The sequence below is a fragment of the Rothia sp. P13129 genome (assembly GCF_048512865.1).
Lineage (GTDB): Bacteria > Actinomycetota > Actinomycetes > Actinomycetales > Micrococcaceae > Rothia.
The window spans coordinates 22,059-41,153 of the sequence record NZ_JBLXYA010000009.1; the positions used below are offsets into that span (position 1 = coordinate 22,059).

The 19,095-nt window shown below is 46.2% G+C and carries 19 protein-coding genes; 4 read left to right on the forward strand and 15 right to left on the reverse strand.

Features of this window, described 5'->3' with window-relative positions; translation table 11 throughout:
* Positions 1–590: 590 nt before the first annotated feature.
* The 4 genes from ACN081_RS06920 to ACN081_RS06935 form a co-directional block, all read right to left on the reverse strand.
* On the reverse strand, positions 591–2,252 hold the full coding sequence (locus ACN081_RS06920; protein WP_419103428.1) for a cytochrome b: 1,662 nt from the start codon (positions 2,250–2,252) through the stop codon (positions 591–593).
* A 2-nt stretch (positions 2,253–2,254) separates the two neighbouring features.
* On the reverse strand, positions 2,255–3,346 hold the full coding sequence (locus ACN081_RS06925; RefSeq protein ID WP_419103429.1) for a Rieske 2Fe-2S domain-containing protein: 1,092 nt from the start codon (positions 3,344–3,346) through the stop codon (positions 2,255–2,257).
* A gap of 48 nt (positions 3,347–3,394) precedes the next feature.
* The gene (locus ACN081_RS06930; RefSeq protein ID WP_419103430.1) at positions 3,395–4,189 is read right to left on the reverse strand and encodes a c-type cytochrome; all 795 of its coding nucleotides are present in this window, start codon (positions 4,187–4,189) and stop codon (positions 3,395–3,397) included.
* 71 nt (positions 4,190–4,260) lie between these two features.
* Positions 4,261–4,899, reverse strand: coding sequence for a cytochrome c oxidase subunit 3 (locus ACN081_RS06935; RefSeq protein ID WP_419103431.1), 639 nt, complete (start codon positions 4,897–4,899; stop codon positions 4,261–4,263).
* 219 nt (positions 4,900–5,118) lie between these two features.
* On the opposite strand from ACN081_RS06935, the gene trpD reads away from it, so the two are divergent.
* On the forward strand, positions 5,119–6,168 hold the full coding sequence (trpD, locus tag ACN081_RS06940; RefSeq protein ID WP_419107354.1) for an anthranilate phosphoribosyltransferase: 1,050 nt from the start codon (positions 5,119–5,121) through the stop codon (positions 6,166–6,168).
* An 89-nt stretch (positions 6,169–6,257) separates the two neighbouring features.
* On the opposite strand, the gene ACN081_RS06945 is transcribed toward trpD, so the two are convergent.
* A complete protein-coding gene (locus tag ACN081_RS06945; RefSeq protein WP_419103433.1) occupies positions 6,258–6,659 on the reverse strand; it encodes a DUF3054 domain-containing protein in 402 nt (133 codons plus the stop codon).
* A 422-nt stretch (positions 6,660–7,081) separates the two neighbouring features.
* On the opposite strand from ACN081_RS06945, the gene ACN081_RS06950 reads away from it, so the two are divergent.
* The 3 genes from ACN081_RS06950 (at position 7,082) to ACN081_RS06960 (ending at position 9,035) form a co-directional block, all read left to right on the forward strand.
* Positions 7,082–7,438 carry an NfeD family protein gene (locus ACN081_RS06950; protein ID WP_419107385.1) on the forward strand — a complete coding sequence of 119 codons (357 nt, stop codon included), beginning with the start codon at positions 7,082–7,084 and terminating at the stop codon, positions 7,436–7,438.
* A 45-nt stretch (positions 7,439–7,483) separates the two neighbouring features.
* Complete coding sequence (locus tag ACN081_RS06955; RefSeq protein WP_419103435.1) at positions 7,484–8,569, forward strand: SPFH domain-containing protein; 1,086 nt, start codon at positions 7,484–7,486, stop codon at positions 8,567–8,569.
* Positions 8,570–8,693: 124 nt separating this feature from the next.
* The gene (locus ACN081_RS06960) at positions 8,694–9,035 is read left to right on the forward strand and encodes an RNA polymerase-binding protein RbpA (RefSeq protein WP_419101718.1); all 342 of its coding nucleotides are present in this window, start codon (positions 8,694–8,696) and stop codon (positions 9,033–9,035) included.
* Positions 9,036–9,169: 134 nt separating this feature from the next.
* Here the strand turns inward: ACN081_RS06960 and ACN081_RS06965 are convergent, their stop codons facing one another.
* The 10 genes from ACN081_RS06965 to ACN081_RS07010 form a co-directional block, all read right to left on the reverse strand.
* Positions 9,170–9,916, reverse strand: a complete 747-nt coding sequence (locus ACN081_RS06965) for a polyprenol monophosphomannose synthase (RefSeq protein ID WP_419107355.1) — start codon at positions 9,914–9,916, stop codon at positions 9,170–9,172.
* A gap of 88 nt (positions 9,917–10,004) precedes the next feature.
* Complete coding sequence (locus ACN081_RS06970; RefSeq protein ID WP_419107356.1) at positions 10,005–11,102, reverse strand: hypothetical protein; 1,098 nt, start codon at positions 11,100–11,102, stop codon at positions 10,005–10,007.
* A 5-nt stretch (positions 11,103–11,107) separates the two neighbouring features.
* Entirely contained in the window at positions 11,108–13,864 is a 2,757-nt protein-coding gene (locus ACN081_RS06975; RefSeq protein WP_419107357.1) for a DEAD/DEAH box helicase, read from the reverse strand.
* A gap of 166 nt (positions 13,865–14,030) precedes the next feature.
* Entirely contained in the window at positions 14,031–14,894 is an 864-nt protein-coding gene (gene tatC, locus ACN081_RS06980) for a twin-arginine translocase subunit TatC (protein WP_419103439.1), read from the reverse strand.
* A gap of 96 nt (positions 14,895–14,990) precedes the next feature.
* Positions 14,991–15,245 (reverse strand): Sec-independent protein translocase subunit TatA, encoded by a 255-nt coding sequence (tatA, locus tag ACN081_RS06985; protein ID WP_419103440.1) that lies wholly within the window; start codon positions 15,243–15,245, stop codon positions 14,991–14,993.
* Positions 15,238–15,609, reverse strand: a complete 372-nt coding sequence (locus ACN081_RS06990; protein WP_419107358.1) for a hypothetical protein — start codon at positions 15,607–15,609, stop codon at positions 15,238–15,240. The genes tatA and ACN081_RS06990 overlap by 8 nt, the downstream gene beginning before the upstream one ends.
* Before the next feature lie 129 nt (positions 15,610–15,738).
* The gene (locus ACN081_RS06995; protein WP_419107359.1) at positions 15,739–16,137 is read right to left on the reverse strand and encodes an FKBP-type peptidyl-prolyl cis-trans isomerase; all 399 of its coding nucleotides are present in this window, start codon (positions 16,135–16,137) and stop codon (positions 15,739–15,741) included.
* A 34-nt stretch (positions 16,138–16,171) separates the two neighbouring features.
* Entirely contained in the window at positions 16,172–17,314 is a 1,143-nt protein-coding gene (locus ACN081_RS07000; RefSeq protein ID WP_419107360.1) for an FKBP-type peptidyl-prolyl cis-trans isomerase, read from the reverse strand.
* A 77-nt stretch (positions 17,315–17,391) separates the two neighbouring features.
* Positions 17,392–18,825, reverse strand: a complete 1,434-nt coding sequence (pafA, locus tag ACN081_RS07005; RefSeq protein WP_419107361.1) for a Pup--protein ligase — start codon at positions 18,823–18,825, stop codon at positions 17,392–17,394.
* 70 nt (positions 18,826–18,895) lie between these two features.
* On the reverse strand, positions 18,896–19,093 hold the full coding sequence (locus tag ACN081_RS07010; protein WP_419103445.1) for a ubiquitin-like protein Pup: 198 nt from the start codon (positions 19,091–19,093) through the stop codon (positions 18,896–18,898).
* Positions 19,094–19,095 lie beyond the last annotated feature (2 nt).

Below are 19,095 nucleotides of genomic sequence, written 5' to 3' on the forward strand. Positions count from 1 at the left end.
GGCAACTTCGCATTATTTATACCCGGCCTCTTTCAAAGCCTGAATCTGCGCTCTACGGCCGATAGAATGAGCATTCTTCCACAGCCTTCCCAACGCGTGAGCCTTAGCGAAAGGCTCACGCGTTGGGCTTCTATTCTTCGGCTCCCGCCCTTACGCCCAATCTCAGCCACGAACTCTCACTGAGCTGCTCAGACATCATAGGCTCCCAGCTCTGTGAGCCTGTTTTCGGGGTGCACTTCTCACATATGAACTTTTCTCAACACTCCCGACAATTCCGGCAACCTCAGACAATGGGTAACGGCAGACTGTACTAGGCGTTATTCGCCGGAGCCGGTAGCTTGAGTTGGAGGCGTTGGTGGGGAAGTGGCAGCAGACAGGGCTACTGAGTGGGAGCAAGTTGCGACGGTGAAGCGGGTTCGGTCCCGAGGCTTTGGTGCTGTTTCTTCTACAATTACGTTGTGCGTAGCATCACTGCGGAATCCAAATGGTCTGTAGCAACTCCTATAGGTGCTGAAAAGGTTCTTAAAATAGTTGAGTGGTACCGGCTAAAACTAGCCAGTACCACTCCTTTTTATGTGGAGAACTATATTTTACTTCTCGAGAGCTTCACCTGATGAATGAGAATCCAACTCATCATGACCGTGATCATGATGCGCTGCTTCAAGCTCAGCAGGAGTTACCGGAGCAACTCGGTCTTCAAACCATAGCTGAGATAGTTTGCCACGAGTCTTTTCCATCAAAGAAATCTTACCCTTTTTGTTAGGTTGGGCAGGAATAACTTCATGGTTTTCAAAGGCAACGAGTTTGTAACGACGGAACTCGTCCAGTGGCTTATGCACCTCGATAAATTCGCCGTGAGGAAGCTGCACAACACGACCAGTTTCAATACCGTGTAAGACAAGTTCGCGGTCTTTACGCTGCAATGATAGGCATAGGCGATAGGTAATCATATAGCCAATAACTGGGCCGATGAAGAATAGAACTCGTAGCCAGTAAGCAACATCGTTCAAGGATACGTGGAAGTGAGTTGCAATGAGGTCAGAGGACGCTGCAATCATCAAAACACTATATGCGATAACGCCAGCAACACCAGCTCCAGTACGGAAAGGAGCATTGCGTGGACGGTCAAGAATATGATGTTCTTTATCGTCTTTAGTAACCCAACGTTCAATCCACGGCCATCCAAACATGAACATGATAATGACGCCAGCCATGGCAAAGGGGAGAAGAACGTTCAGAACCCAAGTACCACCGAGGAATTCAAATTCCCAAGGGAAAGGCCATACGCCAGGCCAAAGACGCAAAGCACCATCGCCAAAACCAACGTACCAGTCAGGCTGAGTACCTGCCTGAACAGGGGATGGATCGTAGGGTCCGTAGTTCCAAATAGCGTTAATGGTGAAAGTTGCCGCCAAAAATGCGATGATTCCGAAGACGATGAAGAAGAAACCGCCAGCTTTTGCAGCATATACCGGGCCAACAGGGAAGCCCACAACGTTATCTTCACGACGTCCAGGTCCAGGGTACTGGGTATGTTTGTGAACAACAACCATGAACAAGTGGATGGCTACACAGAGAAGAATCAACGCGGGGATGATCATAATGTGCAAGGAGTATAAACGCCCGATGATGTAGTGTCCGGGGAATTCTCCTCCGAAGAAGAAGAGAGAAAGATAAGTTCCCACAACTGGAATTGCCATCATAATGCCATCGACAATGCGTAGACCGTTACCGGAAAGCACGTCGTCGGGTAGGGAGTATCCGGTAAAGCCAGCAAAAATGCCGAGGATGAAGAGGACACAACCAACAACCCAGTTCAGCTCGCGTGGTCGACGGAAAGCGCCGGTAAAGAATACGCGAAGCATGTGAATGCAGATGGCGAGCATGAACATCAATGCTGCCCAGTGGTGAATCTGACGAATCAGAAGACCGCCACGAATATCAAAAGAGATATGCAAAGCGGATTCAAACGCCACGGACATTTCGGTACCCTTCATCGGCAGGTAGGAGCCGTCGTAGGCTACTGAAGCTGTTGAAGGGTTGAACCAGAAGGTTAGGAATGTTCCGGAGATAATGAGAATCACGAGGCTGTAAAGAGCAACCTCACCGAACATGAAGGACCAGTGGTCGGGGAAGATTTTGCGACCAAACTCTTTAACGATTCCAGAAAGTCCAACACGGGAGTCCACAAAGTTTGCGATACGTCCGGTTGAAGTCTTTGGAGTGTATTCAGTCTGAGTAGTATGTGACATTTTTATTGTTCACCTGCCATCTCTTTGACGTGTTGTGCACGTTCCCAATAAGCGGGACCAACAGGCTCTTTAAAGTCGCTACGAGCTACCAAGTAGCCTTCGTCATCTACGGTGATAGGAAGCTGGGGTAGTGCGTGACCAGCTGGCCCGAACACAACCTTGCATTCATCAGCAGCATCGAAGGTCGACTGGTGGCAAGGGCACAAGAGGTGGTGTGTGCGTTGCTCGTACAGAGCGATGGGGCAGCCTACGTGAGTGCAAACTTTGGAGTAAGCGATAATGCCATCGACGTTCCAGTCTTCACGTCCCTTAGAGACCTTTAGTTCAGCTGGGTCAAGACGCATGAGCAGAACAACTGCTTTTGCTTTTTCTTCAAGGTATCCGTTTTCGTGAGATACAGAAACCAAGGTCTCTGGAAGTACGTGGTATGCGGAACCGATAGTAACGTCAGCTGCTTTGATAGGCGTTCCGGAAGGGTCACGCACGAGGCGAACACCTTTATCCCAGAGGGTGTATTTGAGAACGGCGGGGTCTGCTGGACCAAGGTCGCGGAGGAAGGTGACGAAGGTCAGCGGCGCAAGAATCATAGAGCCGATGAGGGTGTTACGAAGCAACGGACGGCGTTTGATACCAGATTCTTCAATAACAGTTTCGATGATTTCTTGAGCTTTTGCGCGGTCTTCTTCGGTGCGAACAGCGTGCCGCTCTTCCATCATTTCGTGGTCAGGCATCAAGGTGCGTGCCCAGTGGACGATACCGATACCGATACCGAACATTGCAAAAGCGATACCCAAGCCAAGCAATAGGTTTTGCAGACGTAGCTGATCTGTTGCGGCGGGGTTCAATACGTCGTAGTAATCTCCGCCGATGCGAACACCAAAGTACGCAAACCAGAAAAGCACTGATCCGAGCATCGAGATGATGAACAGAGCAATTACTTGGCGTTCTGCGGCTTTAGCCTTTTTGGGGTCCACGTCGGTCAGGCGCGGAGCGTGCGGAGGAAGTCCAGGATCTCTGAACTTCTCCTTACTTTCCTCGTGAGAGGTAACTACGGCTGAGGAATGTTCCTGTACACCGTCACTATGGTTACCCATGTGTTGCCTCAAATCTTCCTTGGTACGAAATCTTATGTGTGTGTTGTCTTAAGCAGAACGTGATGTTAGCCAGATAGTGAATACGAGAACGATACCTAGGCCAACGGTCCAGATGAGCAGGCCTTCAGCCACCGGGCCAAGAGAACCAATTTTGAATCCGCCGGGAGATACGTTGTATTCCTGAGACTTTAGGTAGGTGATAACGTCACGCTTTTCTTCTGGGGTGATGTTTGCATCGTTAAACACTGGCATGTTCTGAGGTCCAGTTGCCATAGCCTCGTAGATGTGGCTTTCTTTAACACCCATGAGCGAAGGAGCCCATTTACCACGAGTTAGCGCACCACCTGCACCTGCCGCATTGTGGCACATAGCGCAGTTTGCTAAGAAGACTTTAGCGCCGTTAGCAGCGTCACCTTTGGATACATCAAGGTATTCATCTTCAGGAATTGCAGGGCCAGCACCGAGGGAGGCAACATAAGCGGCTAGCTGAGCAGTTTCTTCTTCGTTGAACTGTACTGGTTTCGCTTGGGCCTGCGGACCTTGCATCTGCAGAGGCATACGTCCGGTTCCTACCTGGAAATCAACAGCAGCGGCACCTACGCCAATGAGGGAGGGTCCGTCTACAGTTCCTTCTGCATTTGCGCCATGGCATGTTGCGCAGTTAGAAACAAAGAGTTTTTGTCCTGCTTCAACCTGTTCTGCAGTGTAGGTGTTCTTAGTTTCTGCTCTTGCTTCGTTTGTAGCCGTGGCAACTGCATAGAGGCCACCGGTGAGGACGAGAGCGAAAAGAAGTAACACGAGGGCTGCAAGCGGATGACGCCGCTTCTGAGAAATTGCCTTCACGTCGAATAGTTCCTTAGTTGTGTGTGTGCTGAATAATCTGTTGAGCTATGGTTTTCGTTCGTATTTTCTACTTATCGAAGGAAGTAGACCACACCGAAAAGCGCAAGCCAGACGACATCAACAAAGTGCCAGTAGTAGGAAACAACAACGGCACTCGTTGCTTCGTAGTGACCGAAACGTTTTGCCACGTAGGCGCGACCGATGATGAAGAGAAACGCTACGAGTCCAGCGGTCACGTGGAGCGCGTGGAAGCCGGTGGTGATGTAGAACGCTGATCCATATGCGCTAGAAGCGATGGTTACGCCTTCGGATACGAGAGTTGCGTATTCATAAACCTGCATCGAGACGAAGAATGCGCCCATGATGAAGGTTAGAAGGAACCACTCGACCATGCCCCATTCCTTGATATTCATCAGGGAACCGGTACGACGAGGCTTAAGCTGCTCAGCTTTGAAGACACCAAATTGGCAGGTCACAGAGCTCAGCACCAAAACAATGGTGTTAAAAGTAGCTAGTGGGACTTCCAAAAACACTACGTTTTCTGCCCAGATATCGGGGCGTGAAGCACGTAGCGTGAAGTACATTGCGAATAGTCCGGCAAAGAACATCAGCTCAGAACCGAGCCACACAACGGTACCTACGGCAACGTTATTTGGACGGTTGAGAGTCGGATGAGCCGACTTACTTGGGGTTTGGGTTGCAGTTGTCACATAGACATTATGTCTGTAAAACACCGTTCAGACCAAGAACCTAGGCCTTAAAGTAGTAGGTGTGTTGCAAAAAACCCTTATTTTCCGCGGTTTTACAGTAAATCTTTCTTAAGAAGATAGCGACACGATGTCTGTAAACTTGGCGTAACCCTCTCACCATACGAGTCATTTTGTACCAAGAAAAAGGTTTAGCACGTTCTTTGTTCTAGAATCGGGGGTATGAAACAAACACCAATCTCATGGAAATTAGTTCTCAATTCTTTGCAAAAGTCTCAAGAGCTTGAAAAAGAACAAGCGTTATGGGCTATGGATCAGATGATGACTGGCCAGACTCCTGATAGTATTCTGGGTGCTTTTCTCATGGGATTACACACTAAAGGGGAGAGTAGCCAAGAGCTTGAGTATCTTTCTCAAGGAATGTTAGCTAAAGCTGTTCGCCCTAGCATTAGACAACAAGCAGTAGACATTGTTGGAACTGGGGGAGACCAACAAAATACAGTAAACATTTCAACCATGGCCGCTGTTGTCATTGCCGCTAGCGGAGTTCCTGTTGTCAAACACGGCAATAGGGCTTCTTCCTCAGCGAGTGGATCTGCTGACGTTCTTGAGGCCTTAGGCGTTCCGTTGGATTTAAGTATTGAAGAGGTTGAACAGTGCAGTGCAGAGATTGGTATTGCTTTTCTTTTCGCGCAAGTGTTTCATCCTTCGATGCGCTTTGTAGCTCCGGTGCGACGACAGATGGGCGTACCTTCTGTTTTCAATTTTCTCGGGCCGCTTACGAATCCTGCTCAGGTTCTATCGTCAGCAATTGGAGTAGCCCGAGAAGATTTTGCAGAAAAAATTGCGGGAGTTTTTGCTCAACGTAAAAATCATCACGCATTAGTCTTTAGAGGCCATGATGGTTTAGATGAGTTAACGGTCAGCGGACCATCTGATATTTGGGAGATTCACCAAGGGGAGATAAGACACCAGATATTCGACCCTCGTGAATTTGGCTTTGTGTATCATTCGTTAAATGAGTTGCGAGGCGCAGACGCTTCATACAATGCGCAGATTTTTTCAGATGTGATGTCTCAAGAAATCTGCGAAGGCGCTATTTATGATGCGGTTGTTCTTAACGCAACAGCTGGATTAATGGCTTATCAAACACCCGAAGAATTAACGAGTTTTGAGGAACGATTCGATAATGCATTAAACACTGTGAGAGAAACGCTCTCATCAGGTAAGGCTCAGGCTAAACTTGAATCTTGGATTAACTTCAAGAGCTAAACCTTAAACCAAAGGTTAAATAAAAAAGCTTAAGGGTGGGCACACAACATGTGTGCCCACCCTTAAGCTTACGCTAGATCGAACAATTCTTAGGAAAGTCTCCAACGTTTGTGCTTAAAAACTGTTTTCGACAGTAGTAATAGCAAGATTCTCCATCCCACCAAAAAGAAGGCTAGAACAATCGCGCTAACCATGAAGAAGCTCCAAGCTGTTCCACCACCGAAAACTAGCCGTAATAAATGCCCAATCACAACAGTGGAAGCCCACACAGCAACACCGGAAAACAGAGAAAAAGGTCTAGAGTTTACAACTGGAACGAATCGAACAGCTAAGAACCCCAGAAGAAAGGGAATAGCCGTCATAAAAGTTCCAGATAGCGGCTCATGATGGTTGAATCTGCCGATTCCAGCAAAGAGCACAATAAGGAAGATATCAATACCGGTGCTAAGGTGCAGAGGTAAAGAACCTCGAGAGCGAGAACGAGTAGCCATAGGGAAAATCCTTCCACGGGAAATATATACCTGCATTATCTCTCTCACACAGCGCCGTTTCTAGACATCTGCTTGGCCGTGTCCTCAAATTTCACAAAAGGCTGAGACAACGTGTGTATAGCAGTACGAGTTCATGCAGAAAACAGTCACACTAGGATTTCGATTTCTGAAGGCCTCAAAACCCTAGTAGAGGAGTGTAAAATATATTTACTTTACATAATGTAGATTATCGGCGAATCAGAAAGCTGTGGATATCTCAAAATCACTAGGTCTTTCTTGATCACTGAGAATATAATGAATATGTACAACATAAGGAGCTTTATATGTTCGACTGGTTCGTTTATCACCTCTGGGCCTTCTGGATTTTCGCAGCCATCCTTCTGGCTATCATTGAGATTCTTTCCCTCGATTTCTTTTTCCTCATGCTTGCATTAGCAGCTTTAGGAACATCAGCCTCAACACTTTTTACCGAATCATTCAACATTCAGGTCTTTATCTTTGCTGTACTAAGCATTGTGCTTCTACTTGCTGCCCGCCCAAAACTTATTCATCGACTCAATAAGAACACCCCAAATATTTCCACAAATACCGCAGGACTTATTGGTCAAGAAGTTAAAATTCTTGAAAAAGTAACATCAGATTCAGGTCTTATCGAGCTAGCTGGAGACACTTGGACAGCACGCTCAGCAGACAAAAATAGAAGTTTCTCCCCCACTCAAAATGCTTATGTTTTGAACATTAAAGGAGCAACCGCGTATATCGGCGACCACAAAGCCTAAAACTATAGCCAATAAACGCACCCATAGAAAGGTCGTGCATATATTATGCCGCTTACAATTGTCCTCACGTCCCTAGCTGTTCTCGTAGCAGTAATTCTTTTACGCGCAGTACGCATCATTCCTCAAGCTCGCGCAGGAATCGTCGAACGCCTCGGCAAATATCACACCACCCTTAACCCCGGCTTCCATGTCACGGTACCTTTCATCGACAGAGTCTTACCTCTTATCGATTTACGCGAACAGGTTGTATCCTTTCCAGCACAATCAGTAATCACCGAAGATAACCTCGTTGTAGGAATCGACACTGTCGTATATTTCCAAGTCACAGACCCGCAAGCTGCCACGTATGAAATTACCAACTATATCCACGCAGTAGATGAACTCACCTCAGCAACACTACGTAACGTCGTAGGTGGACTCAACCTCGAACAAACCCTTACCTCACGCGACCAAATCAATAGTGAACTACGAGGAGTACTCGACAGCACGACAGGGCGTTGGGGTATCCGTGTCTCACGTGTCGATATCAAAGAAATTCAGCCACCAGCGTCCATTCAAGACTCCATGGAAAAACAGATGCGCGCAGAACGAGACCGTCGAGCTGCGATTCTCACAGCTGAGGGTCAGAAGCAGTCTCAGATTCTCACCGCCGAGGGTGACTCTCGTGCTGCTATTCTTCGAGCTGAGGGTCAAAAGCAGTCTCAGATTCTCACCGCCGAAGGCGACGCAAAAGCTGCTATTCTTCGGGCAGATGGCGAAGCTCAAGCTGTTCAAAAAGTCTTCAACGCTATCCATCGAGCAAACCCATCACAAAAACTTCTCACCTACCAGTACCTACAGACACTTCCAAAACTTGCTGAAGGCGATGCAAACAAGCTCTGGTTTATCCCTACTGAATTAGGTGAAGCCCTCCGTGGATTAGGAAACGCTTTCGATCCAAAGAGTTTCACCTCAGATAATTCTCAAAATGCAACAGAAACATCCGAAGAAAATTCTCCAAAAATCTCGGAGGACCCTATCGTTGAAACAGGAATTATCAAGGTAACGCCCGAAGACCTCAACCCAAATCTAGATAAGCTCAATACCGGAATTGAAGTTCCTACGGAAAATAAGCCCGGCTCACCCTCATAGGTAGAATCATCAAGGGCAAAAGGTCTATAATGTTTCTTTGACCCACTTATTGTGAGTCAGCCTTATCTACGCCCCTATCTGTTTTTCTCATAGAGGTTTAGCCAACACATTTGGAGGATATTAAATGAGCGATCGCAGCCTACGTGGTATGCGTCTTGGTTCGCAGTCGATGGAAACTGAGGCCGGCGTTGAGCCAGCTCCTCGACAGCGAGTTGAATATCGAACAGAAAAAGGTGAACGAGTTTTTGTGACCTTTGCCCAAGAAGCCGATATCCCCCAAACTTGGACTGCAAAATCTGGTGACGAAGCATACCTCGTCAACGGCGAAGGCGACCAAGAAGAATCCCAAGAAAAACCAGTACGTACACACTGGGATATGCTTCTAGAACGTCGCAGCATTGAAGAGCTAGAAGATACTCTCCAACAACGTATCGACTATTACAGACAGCGCCACTCGCTTTCTTAGAAAGCGCACATACTCAAAATGTTGGGGTGTTTCTTCACAGATTTGTGAAGAAACACCCCAACATTTTTAACATCAATAGGGTGTGGTTGCCATATTTATGGCAACCACACCCTATTGGTATCTAGAATAAAATCTTATTTACCTCTCAAAGAGCTAACTAGCTCTTTAGCTTTCTTGTAGCGAGAAGTTAGTCCCCAGCCTGTCACTTTAGTCATTGAGTCAAGGATGATGGAACTGTCCATTTTTGAGGTGCCAATAGCACGTTCAACGAAGGTGATAGGAACTTCAACAATTTTAAGTCCGGCGCTTTCTGCCCGCCACGCAAGATCCACCTGAAAAACATAGCCTTTAGAATCCGTATCAGTAAGCAACAGATGTTCGATCGCATCGCGACGGAATGCGCGGTAACCAGCAGTAATATCGTTGATCTTTGTACCTAAAATAATTTTGGTATAAAGATTTGCGCCACGGGACAAAATCTGACGATGCATCGGCCAATTTTTTGTTTTTCCACCAGGAACATAACGCGATCCAATAGCTAAGTCCGCACCATTTTCAATAGCCTCTAGGAGCAAAGGCAACTGTTCTGGGCGGTGGGAACCATCTGCATCCATTTCAACGAGGACGTCATATCCTTCATTCAAACCCCATTTAAAACCCGCAATATATGCTCCACCTAAACCATCTTTAACGGCGCGGTGTAGTACATGGACATGAGAGTCCTCGGCAGCAATCTCGTCAGCCAGTTCACCAGTACCATCAGGACTATTATCATCCACCACTAAAATATGGCAGGTTGGAACTGCTGCACGAAGTTCCCTCACAACAACAGGAAGGTTATCTTTTTCGTTGTATGTAGGAATCACCGTCAATACACGCATTAGCCATTACTCCTTGTGCGCTTTGAAAGAGCGCTTTGAAAAATTCAGATACCAGTATATAAGTTCTCTTACCTGTCTTCTGGTAGTTTTAGGTGAGCCTAGACCATGATTTTACAGACGATTTACTTAGTATAAGCTGACCATCAATATACAGTGACGACAAAACCGGTAAATCCTCTGCTTCAAGATGAGGCAAAGAAGGTACTCGGGAACGAGGATCCGTACTCCAGCTTTGCGCTATTCCTTGGGTCTGGGTTGATTCAAGAGAGGCAATATTCCACATAGCGCAGTCTGCTGGAGATGAAGGCACAAGTTGTCCATAAAGGCTTGAGGACTCCCCCAAGCTACGGTACACCGCACGCGTTAGAGCGTGAAATGCACCACGTGATGTTACAGAGGTCTCAGGCGTGTTGCGCTCGATGATTTGATGAATTAGATTCCACCCCAAGTTTTTAGGCGTAGAAGACTGTGGATCAGAACCGCAGAAAGTAACAACGCCTAAAGAGGTTGCCGCAGATAACGACTGATGGACTTCTTTATCAATATCACTGGTAAATCCTAAAGCAACTTTGTGTTGTACACATTGCATCATAGATTCTTGGCTCAGGGAGCTAACACCGTCACAGCGCACTGAACGAAAACCTAGATATTCTTGCGTTTCTAAATAGTTCAAGAAACGCTGAAAATCATATTCCCCTTCAACTTGTACTGAAAGGTGATAGTTTCTCGAAGATGCACGCTCGAGAACCTCCCAAAACTCTGAGCAGGTGACAGAAAGAGAAATGCGGTCAACTCCCCTAGGCAGAGCATCAATCTCAGCTAAAGAATTAACTTCACAGTAAAGATAGCTACGTACCCCAACACCAGATAACAGGGAAGTCACTTCACTAAAAATATCGGCAGGAACAACATAGGTGACTCCCCCATACCCATGTTCCAATAAACAATCCGTTAACAATTGAGCTTCAACAATACTCGAAACTCGTACCATCCCTAAACTAAAGGCAGCACACAGAAGACGTCCGCCCATATCTATGCATTGCATCCGATCATCATAAAGAGAACAGGCACCAGCCTCCGACCCCAACCATTCGACACTCGAACCATCAATCAGAACAGCCGTTGCTTCAGGATCAACAGGGGTATGAACTAAACCAGAACGAAATAAAAGTAGAGAAGAAGACACCTTAGTTACAGTCCTTCCACTTCAGTCATAACAACACCACGACGAATCAAACGAATAGCAGCCTCACACTGAGTACGAAGCTGAGCATCTGAAACGCTAACATAAGAAATTTGGTTCAGGACATCAATGACCTGACGCATCCAACGCACAAAATCTCCTGCCGACATATCAGCGTGCTCAAGAACTTGAGATAAAGATTTACCTCTAGCCCACTGATAAGTAGACCATACAAATCCAAAATCAGGTGCTGAGGTTACCGGCAGCCGAGAACGGCGTTCGGAGGAGCTCAGACGTTCCCAATGAGAATAGACTTTCTGCAAAGATAACTCGATAGAGCGTCTCGGATATTTCTCTAACGGCGAGTATTCTCCACTCTTCGAATGATAGACCACCGCCGATATGACAGAAGCAGTTGCCGCCGAGTCTAACCCGTCCAAGAAACCATCTTCTAAACAGAGAGACAGCAAAAACTCCCGTTCACCATGTAAACGGCGCAAATTCTCTCCGGCTTCTGTCAAATAATAATCATGCCCGTCATGATACATGTATCCATACTCTTCAAGCAGTTTCGTGATGCGTTCAAAAACCTTAGCAATAGTATTAGTCCGGGTATCAACCTGGTGACGAAGAGTTTGAGTCGTAGCATCAAGTTTACGCCAACGTTCTTCCCAGCGAGTGTGCTCTTCCCGTTCAGGGCACTCATGACAAGGATGTTCCCGCACTTGTTGACGTAATTCTTCTAGCTTGTCAGAAGAAGGAAAACCATCTCCTGACAAAGTAACGTCCCGACGAGGAGGACGCCCCTCATACAAAGCAGTTCTCATACGAGATGCAATATCTTGGCGTTCTTTGACACTTCGACCCCGTACCTTACGCGGAATCTTCACATAAGAAATAGGCTCAAGGGGACTCTCAATCTTAGAACCCGGTAGAACTCTATGCTGAGCTTTCTCATTAATAACGTCAATTTCAGGAACGCCATCTCTGCCATCTTGACATTGAAGAACCGTTGCATAACCACGATAACGACCACCGGGCAACTCAATAACATCTCCAGAACGCAAAGATTTTAAAGACTCAAGAGCAACAGATTTTATATAGCTACGACGTCTCTTCTCAAGATTTTTCTTCTCCGCGCTCACAGCACGCACTAATTGTGCATATTCAAAGTAATCACCGCGTTCACAGGATAATGATTTCTGATAGCCCGCTAAAGCACGCTCATTTTTACGTACACGCTGAGCTACCCCCACCACAGACTTATCGGCCTGAAATTGAGCGAAGGAGGATTCAAGAGTCTTCTTTGTCTCATATGTACCAAATCGTGCTACTAGATTAGCGCTCATATTGTAGGTAGGGCTAAAGGAAGAATCTAAAGGATACGTTCTCTTTGAAGCAAGCGATGCAACGTGATCAGGATCTAAACCACGTTTCCATACCACAACAGCATGCCCTTCAATATCAATTCCTCGACGTCCAGCACGCCCCGTCAGCTGTGTGTATTGTCCGGGAGTAATATCTACGTGATTTTCCCCATTGAATTTCGTTAACTTTTCGAGAATCACAGAACGTGCCGGCATATTGATGCCGAGGGCAAGAGTCTCTGTCGCAAAAACAACTTTAAGCAGACCTTGCGAAAAAAGTTTTTCCACAACATCTTTATACAGTGGCAACAGTCCGGCATGATGGGCAGCGATTCCTCGCAGAAGACCATCCTTCCAGCTATAAAAATCTAAAGCTTGAAGATCGAGAACATCAAGATGACGTGTAGCTTCAGTCACGTACTCTAGAATTTTATGTTGTTCTCGGTCTGTTGTAAGACGTACATCTCGTGCAATACAGTGCTTGACTGCGTCATCACAACCATTACGAGAAAAGATAAAATAAATAGCCGGAAGAAGAGCGTTCTTATCTAGGTTCTGGAGTATTTGATAGCGAGGAACCCGCCCCAACGCCACGTGTGAAGAACGGCGAGAATACCCAGATTTATAGCCGTGACGTCCACGCCCATAACCACTATTTCGAGAAGAAGTTTTAAGTTGGCGCAGTCTCGGGTTAATAACGTACCCTTTGGAAATTTCTTGTGCAGAACGATATTTTGCAAGACGAGGGTCTTTCTCGTCAGCAAAAAGATCAAAAAGTTCTCCGCCGACCATCATATGTTGCAGAAGAGGAACCGGACGATGTTCAGAGACAATAATTTGTGTCTCACCGCGGACAGTATCTAACCAGTCTCCGAATTCTTCGGCATTTGAAATCGTTGCTGATAAAGACACCAAAAGAATATCTTCAGGAAGATTAATAATCACTTCTTCCCATACAGCACCACGAGAACGGTCAGCCAAGTAATGCACTTCGTCCATCACCACGTAGCCAAGTTCTTCTAAGGTGGAAGAATCGTCGTACAACATATTTCGAAGGACCTCAGTTGTCATGACAACAACTTGGGCTTCAGAATTAATAGAGGTATCTCCGGTAAGTAAGCCGATAGCCTCCTCACCATAGATTTTTACCAAATCATGATATTTCTGATTGCTGAGGGCTTTAATAGGAGCCGTATAAAAAGCTTTTTTCCCCTCGCTCAGTGCCCGATGTATAGCGAATTCACCAACGAGAGTTTTACCGGCACCAGTAGGAGCTGCCACTAAAACATTTTTATTCTGCTCAATTGCGATACATGCTTCACGTTGAAAACCATCTAGCGGAAAGTTTAAGGTATGTGCAAAGTCTTCTAGAAGGTCAAAACTGCGATGATCCATCATCTTCTCCATCATTTTTCTGGTGACGTCGTAGGATGGCGCAAAATTTTTCTACAACGTAACAGCCTGTCTGGGTGCAATCAGTGGTATTTTCTATACACTATCGCATCTGAAACAAAGAGGGGTGAACGATTATCGCTCACCCCTCTTTTATTTAAAGATTATGCTTTTATTCTTGTTTGGTAGGTTCTTCACGCCCTAAACGTTCAAGTTCTTCGGCACTTGTTGCTCTGTTGAGTTCTTCGTCGTTGAGCCCTTGTGCCAGCTTTGCTTGTTTCTTAGCTCGACGTTTATCTGACCATAGGCAGATAAGAATTGCGATAAAGAAGAAAACTATCAAGGGAGCAGCAAGGTAGAACATGGTAGCAACGTCGTTGCCTGGTGCTGTAGCTGCAGAAATCGTTGCGATGAAGATGACGACCCAGCGCCAAGATTTGAGGACGGTCTTGCCTGATAGAAGACCGATGAAGTTAAGACCCACGAGAATGACAGGAGTCACAAAAGCTAATGCAAAAGAAAGCATAAACTTCACGAGGAAGGATATGTATATTTCCGCTGTCATGACGTTTGTGCCGTTACTTGGAGTGAAGGAGGTAAAAGCAGTGACCACACCAGGGAAACTGTACCAAGCAACGATAAGACCCAAAATAAACATTGGGACAGCAGTAAAGATAAAACCTAAAGCATAGCGACGTTCTTTTTTATAAAGAGCTGGGGTAATAAAAGCCCAAAGCTGGTACAGCCACACAGGTGAGGCAAGAGCAATACCAATGTACAAAGACACTGACACCAACAGACCAAAGCCCGATTGGATGGTGTCATAGTTCAAAGAAGCTAAACGGCCTTCTTTTTGTAGCTCCTGTATAGGAACAGAGATTGCTTCAATAAAGGGCATGTACAGGAAGAATCCAGCGATAGTCGTCAATAAGGTAGCAACCGCAGATTTGATGACTCGGTTTTTGAATTCGCGGATATGCTCCTTCAATTCCATATTTGCTTGAGGATTATTCTTACGACTATGTTCCCGTGCCATTTTTACCCTAAAAACTTATGTCATCATAACCATGTAAACCCGTACCCTCAATACAGAGTAAAGGGGTACGGGTCCACTCAGTTAAAACGGATTTCTTTATTTTGTCTCAGATTCGGTGTTTGAAGGCTTGTTATCAATCACTTCGCCTCTTACGACCTCATCTTCAGAAGAAGCAGTAGGAGTTGTCTCCTTCTTAGAGTCTTTCTTCATGCTCTCAACTTCTGACTTGAAGATGCGCATCGACTGGCCAAGGCTACGCGCCATTCCAGGGAGCTTAGGAGCACCGAAAACTAAAAGAATAACAATCAGTAAGATAATGAGGTGTACAGGGCTGTCAAATAGTCTACCCATGGGAATCAGCACCCTTTCGTGTGTTTCGACGGAGGTCGCCAACGCGTTGTGGCTGACCGAGTGTATCTCGTTTCTGTATTCTACGCGAGATTCGTTCTTGTTGACGCTGTTTCTTACCTTGTTCATAAGAAGCGTAGCTCTCAGATACCGGCGTAAAAATAGCCGGAGGAGATGTACGTTTCACTAAACGAGTAGCAGTAGCAGCAGATTCCTCCCAGGTTTTAGCGCAGTTATCGCTCAACCGTAAGAACTCTTCAAAAGCCGAGGCTCCTTTGAGAATCATCCGATAGGCGTGAAATGCCAGCCAAAGAACTGATACCAGAACTAAGACACTCCATAAAACTATCCAAAACCACCAAGGCATATTTCATAGTATATAAACCATTTACAGCTAAAAGTGTAAAAACACTGCCTAAAACACCGTGGAGTTTCCTCAAGGTTTTTTAAAAGGCTTCATCTTGAGTGCAGTCACTCCAGATGAAGCCTTTTAAAATTACTTACGAACGTCCAAAAGATCTACAACAAAGATGAGGGACTCTCCTGGCGCGATAGCAGCACCAGCACCGCGTTCACCATATGCAAGGTCAGAAGGAATTTCTAGACGACGTCGGCCACCAACACGCATGCCAAGCAGCCCTTGATCCCAGCCCTGAATGACTTGTCCGATACCAACACGGAATTCTAGTGGAGCACCACGGTTCCATGAAGCGTCAAATTCTTCACCTGTAGAGAAGGCAACGCCCACATAGTGACAAGAAATAGCGTTTCCTGCTTCAACTTCTGGCCCTGTGCCCACAATCTGGTCGATGATGACAAGCTCTTCTGGTGCACCGTTGGTGGGGAAATCGATTTCAGGTTTTGTGCGGTCAAGTTCTCGTTTGCCGAAAGACATAATAATTCTTCTCCTTAAGTATTAATCAAAACTTTTATTGAGCCGGTGACTCTTCAGGTGCGGGAGCTTCCTGAGCAGGTTGATTCTCTGCTGGAGCCCCTTCATCGGCTTTTGGCTCTTCAGGTTTCGGTTCCTCGCGTGGAGTCTCAGTATCCGGTTTTTCGTCGCCCTTAGATTCTTCTTTATTCTTTGACTCTTCAGCCTTTTTCTGAGCTTCTTCAGCGGCCTTCTGCTGAGCAATAACAGCTTCTGGTGTGGGCATAGCACCAAGAATATCAACCACAAAAACAAGGGCACCGCTAGGAGCACCATTTGCTGGGTTCTCTCCATAGGCCAGATCAGAAGGGATTACTAAAAGTACGCGAGAACCAACTTTATGACCGGATAGTCCTTCTTTCCATCCTTTAATAACCCCGCCTAAAGAGATGTCCAAAGGGTCACCGTTATAGTTACCGTCAAAAGATTTTCCGTCTTCCCAACGGACTCCCTCATACTTTACGTATACTTGATCGGTGCTCTCAACGGTGCGTCCTGATCCTTCAATCAGGTTCTGAGTCACGAGCTCTTTCGGTGCATCTCCACGATCATCTTTAAGTTTGATGACACCAGCACCACTATCTGCAATCTCAAAGGATTCTAAAGCTTTATTCCAGTCTTTGTGGTCCAGAGCAGTTCCAGTTGCTTCTGGAAGAAGCTTCTGCACTACGGTATAAACTTCGACATTAGTTGGCGAATCAGCCGGAGCAGCTGAGGGGGACTCTCCTGCTTCAGGACTCACCATGTTCGTTGAGTACGAGAAGGAAGAACCGACTTTGTGCTCTGTCAGCATAGAATATAGTTCTGGGGCATTCTCTTTGAGTTTCTCGCCTACCAAAATCATCAATGGTTTTGACTCATACGTTGTGCCGAGTTCTTTAGCTTCTTTACCATCAAAAATTGTTGCTTGTATAAGCAGTGTGTCACCGTCTTTTACAGAATCTCCATCGCCTTCGGAAATAAGGTGAGTTTCAGTTTTTCCTACGCTAAAAGGAGTCGCAAAAGAAACTGACGGAGCGGCTGTTGCATCTTTGAGATCGTAAGACACCTTATCTAGGTTGTTAGCGCTACCACCTGAACAAGCAGACAATGCTAAAGATAGGATGATTCCAGTGGTAGTTAATGCAATTTTCTTAGGCACGAGATATGACTTTCTGTTGGTTATACAATCTATCGCTCGTTGAAGTAACGACACCTTCACTAAAACTGTAACAGTCTCTAGACAAAAGGCGGAGTCCATTGTTGAGCACTATTATGACGCAAAGTTTCTAAAAGAGCCTGTACCTCAGGGTTAGAGGTCTCAAACGGATCCTGGCACACAATATTAAATTGAGGCTTATTATTCAGGCGTAAGTGTACCCAATCCACGGTAAACGGCTCCCCTGCTGCACGAGAAGCACGAATAAACTCACCACGAATTTTAGCGCGAGTTTCTGGAGGAATCATGGTAGCCCGTTGAATACTCTCTGTATCAAGGAATCGTTTCGCTCGTCCTGCACGCGTCAAAACATTGAATACCCCACGATCGGGGTCAATATCGTGGTACGCGAAGTCAAGCTGCACAATACGTGGGTCGCTATACCCGCTAGCACCTCGAAGGATATAAGAATCAAGAAGTTTTTTCTTGATAGCCCAATCAATCTCTGTATCAATACTGCTGTACTCCCCCGTTTCAATGGCTTGAAGAGTACGCTCCCATAAGTCCAGGACATACGGAACATACTCGTGGTGAGCACCATGGTGTTCAATATAATTTCGTGCAGAATCAAGATAGTGACGTTGCATATCTAACGCACAGCAGAAAGAACCATCACGTAACGGGAATTGTGCCCGACCAGTCAAGTCATGTGACACAACACGTAGAGCAGTTGCTGTATCAGAAATTTCAAAATCACGAAGAGGATAATGGTCTTCTAACATGCGAAGAACAATATCGGTAGAGCTAATCTTAAGAAGTGACGTTGTCTCCGACATATTTGAGTCACCATTAATCACGTGCATACGGCGATACAACGTTGCATCAGCATGCGGCTCATCGCGAGTGTTAATCAGCGGGCGAGCGCGAGTCGTTGCAGTAGAGGCGCCTTCCCAAATGTAGTCTGCTCGTTGTGAGAAAGAATAGCTAGGTTCTCCGGCTTTCCCTAGAGAGCATGGGTCCCATTCTGGTACTCCTTGCGGGTGTACTTTTCCGGCGCCGGCAATGATTTGTCGAGTAATCAGAAAAGGGATGAGGCTTGTTGTAAGTTTTGTGAACTCTACTTTTCGTTCGAGGAGGTAGTTCTCGTGTGAGCCAAAAGAGTTTCCGGCAGAATCGACGTTATTTTTGAATAAGTAGATTCTGCCGTGATGGTCTTCTGCTTCTAGGGTGTCTTGTGCTTGATTGACGAGGTCAGCGAAGAGGACCTCGCCTGCTTTATCTTGGGCAATCAAATCTGTGATTGTTGCGCATTCGGCAGTAGCATATTCTGGGTGAGAGCCTACATCGAGGTAGAGTCTTGAACCGTTCGGAAGGAAAACATTAGTGGAGCGCCAAGTATCTACAACAGGTTTGAAGAGTATTCTTGAGGCTTCTTCTGGGCCGATGGGGCCTAATGAGTCAGGTACGTAGGTGATTCCGTACTCGGTTTCTATTCCGAAGATTCGTTTTTGCATAGTTCTATTCTGTCGATGATGGTGTTCTCAGTTCGTTGAAATCACCAAGATTTTAGGGGTTGTGGGGTGTTTATTCTCCACCTTTTTGGACGAATCCTTTGACGAAGTCTTCAGCGTTTTCTTCGAGAAGACCATCAATTTCTGCTAGGAGGTCATCTGTTTCTACAATGAGGTCTTGGTTAATCGCAGCACTCTGAGATGCGATGTTGATGGGGGTTTCTTCTACAAGGTTTTGTTGTTGCTGCGCTTGTATGCGTTGGCGTTCCATTG

Coding starts and splice junctions, on each gene's coding strand:
- ACN081_RS06920 (WP_419103428.1), bottom strand. CDS start 2,252: ATGTCACATACTACTCAGACTGAATACACTCCAAAGACTTCAACCGGA.
- ACN081_RS06925 (WP_419103429.1), bottom strand. CDS start 3,346: ATGGGTAACCATAGTGACGGTGTACAGGAACATTCCTCAGCCGTAGTT.
- trpD (WP_419107354.1), top strand. CDS start 5,119: ATGAAACAAACACCAATCTCATGGAAATTAGTTCTCAATTCTTTGCAA.
- ACN081_RS06945 (WP_419103433.1), bottom strand. CDS start 6,659: ATGGCTACTCGTTCTCGCTCTCGAGGTTCTTTACCTCTGCACCTTAGC.
- ACN081_RS06950 (WP_419107385.1), top strand. CDS start 7,082: ATGCTTGCATTAGCAGCTTTAGGAACATCAGCCTCAACACTTTTTACC.
- ACN081_RS06955 (WP_419103435.1), top strand. CDS start 7,484: ATGCCGCTTACAATTGTCCTCACGTCCCTAGCTGTTCTCGTAGCAGTA.
- ACN081_RS06960 (WP_419101718.1), top strand. CDS start 8,694: ATGAGCGATCGCAGCCTACGTGGTATGCGTCTTGGTTCGCAGTCGATG.
- ACN081_RS06965 (WP_419107355.1), bottom strand. CDS start 9,916: ATGCGTGTATTGACGGTGATTCCTACATACAACGAAAAAGATAACCTT.
- ACN081_RS06975 (WP_419107357.1), bottom strand. CDS start 13,864: ATGATGGATCATCGCAGTTTTGACCTTCTAGAAGACTTTGCACATACC.
- tatC (WP_419103439.1), bottom strand. CDS start 14,894: ATGGCACGGGAACATAGTCGTAAGAATAATCCTCAAGCAAATATGGAA.
- tatA (WP_419103440.1), bottom strand. CDS start 15,245: ATGGGTAGACTATTTGACAGCCCTGTACACCTCATTATCTTACTGATT.
- ACN081_RS06990 (WP_419107358.1), bottom strand. CDS start 15,609: ATGCCTTGGTGGTTTTGGATAGTTTTATGGAGTGTCTTAGTTCTGGTA.
- ACN081_RS06995 (WP_419107359.1), bottom strand. CDS start 16,137: ATGTCTTTCGGCAAACGAGAACTTGACCGCACAAAACCTGAAATCGAT.
- pafA (WP_419107361.1), bottom strand. CDS start 18,825: ATGCAAAAACGAATCTTCGGAATAGAAACCGAGTACGGAATCACCTAC.
- ACN081_RS07010 (WP_419103445.1), bottom strand. CDS start 19,093: ATGGAACGCCAACGCATACAAGCGCAGCAACAACAAAACCTTGTAGAA.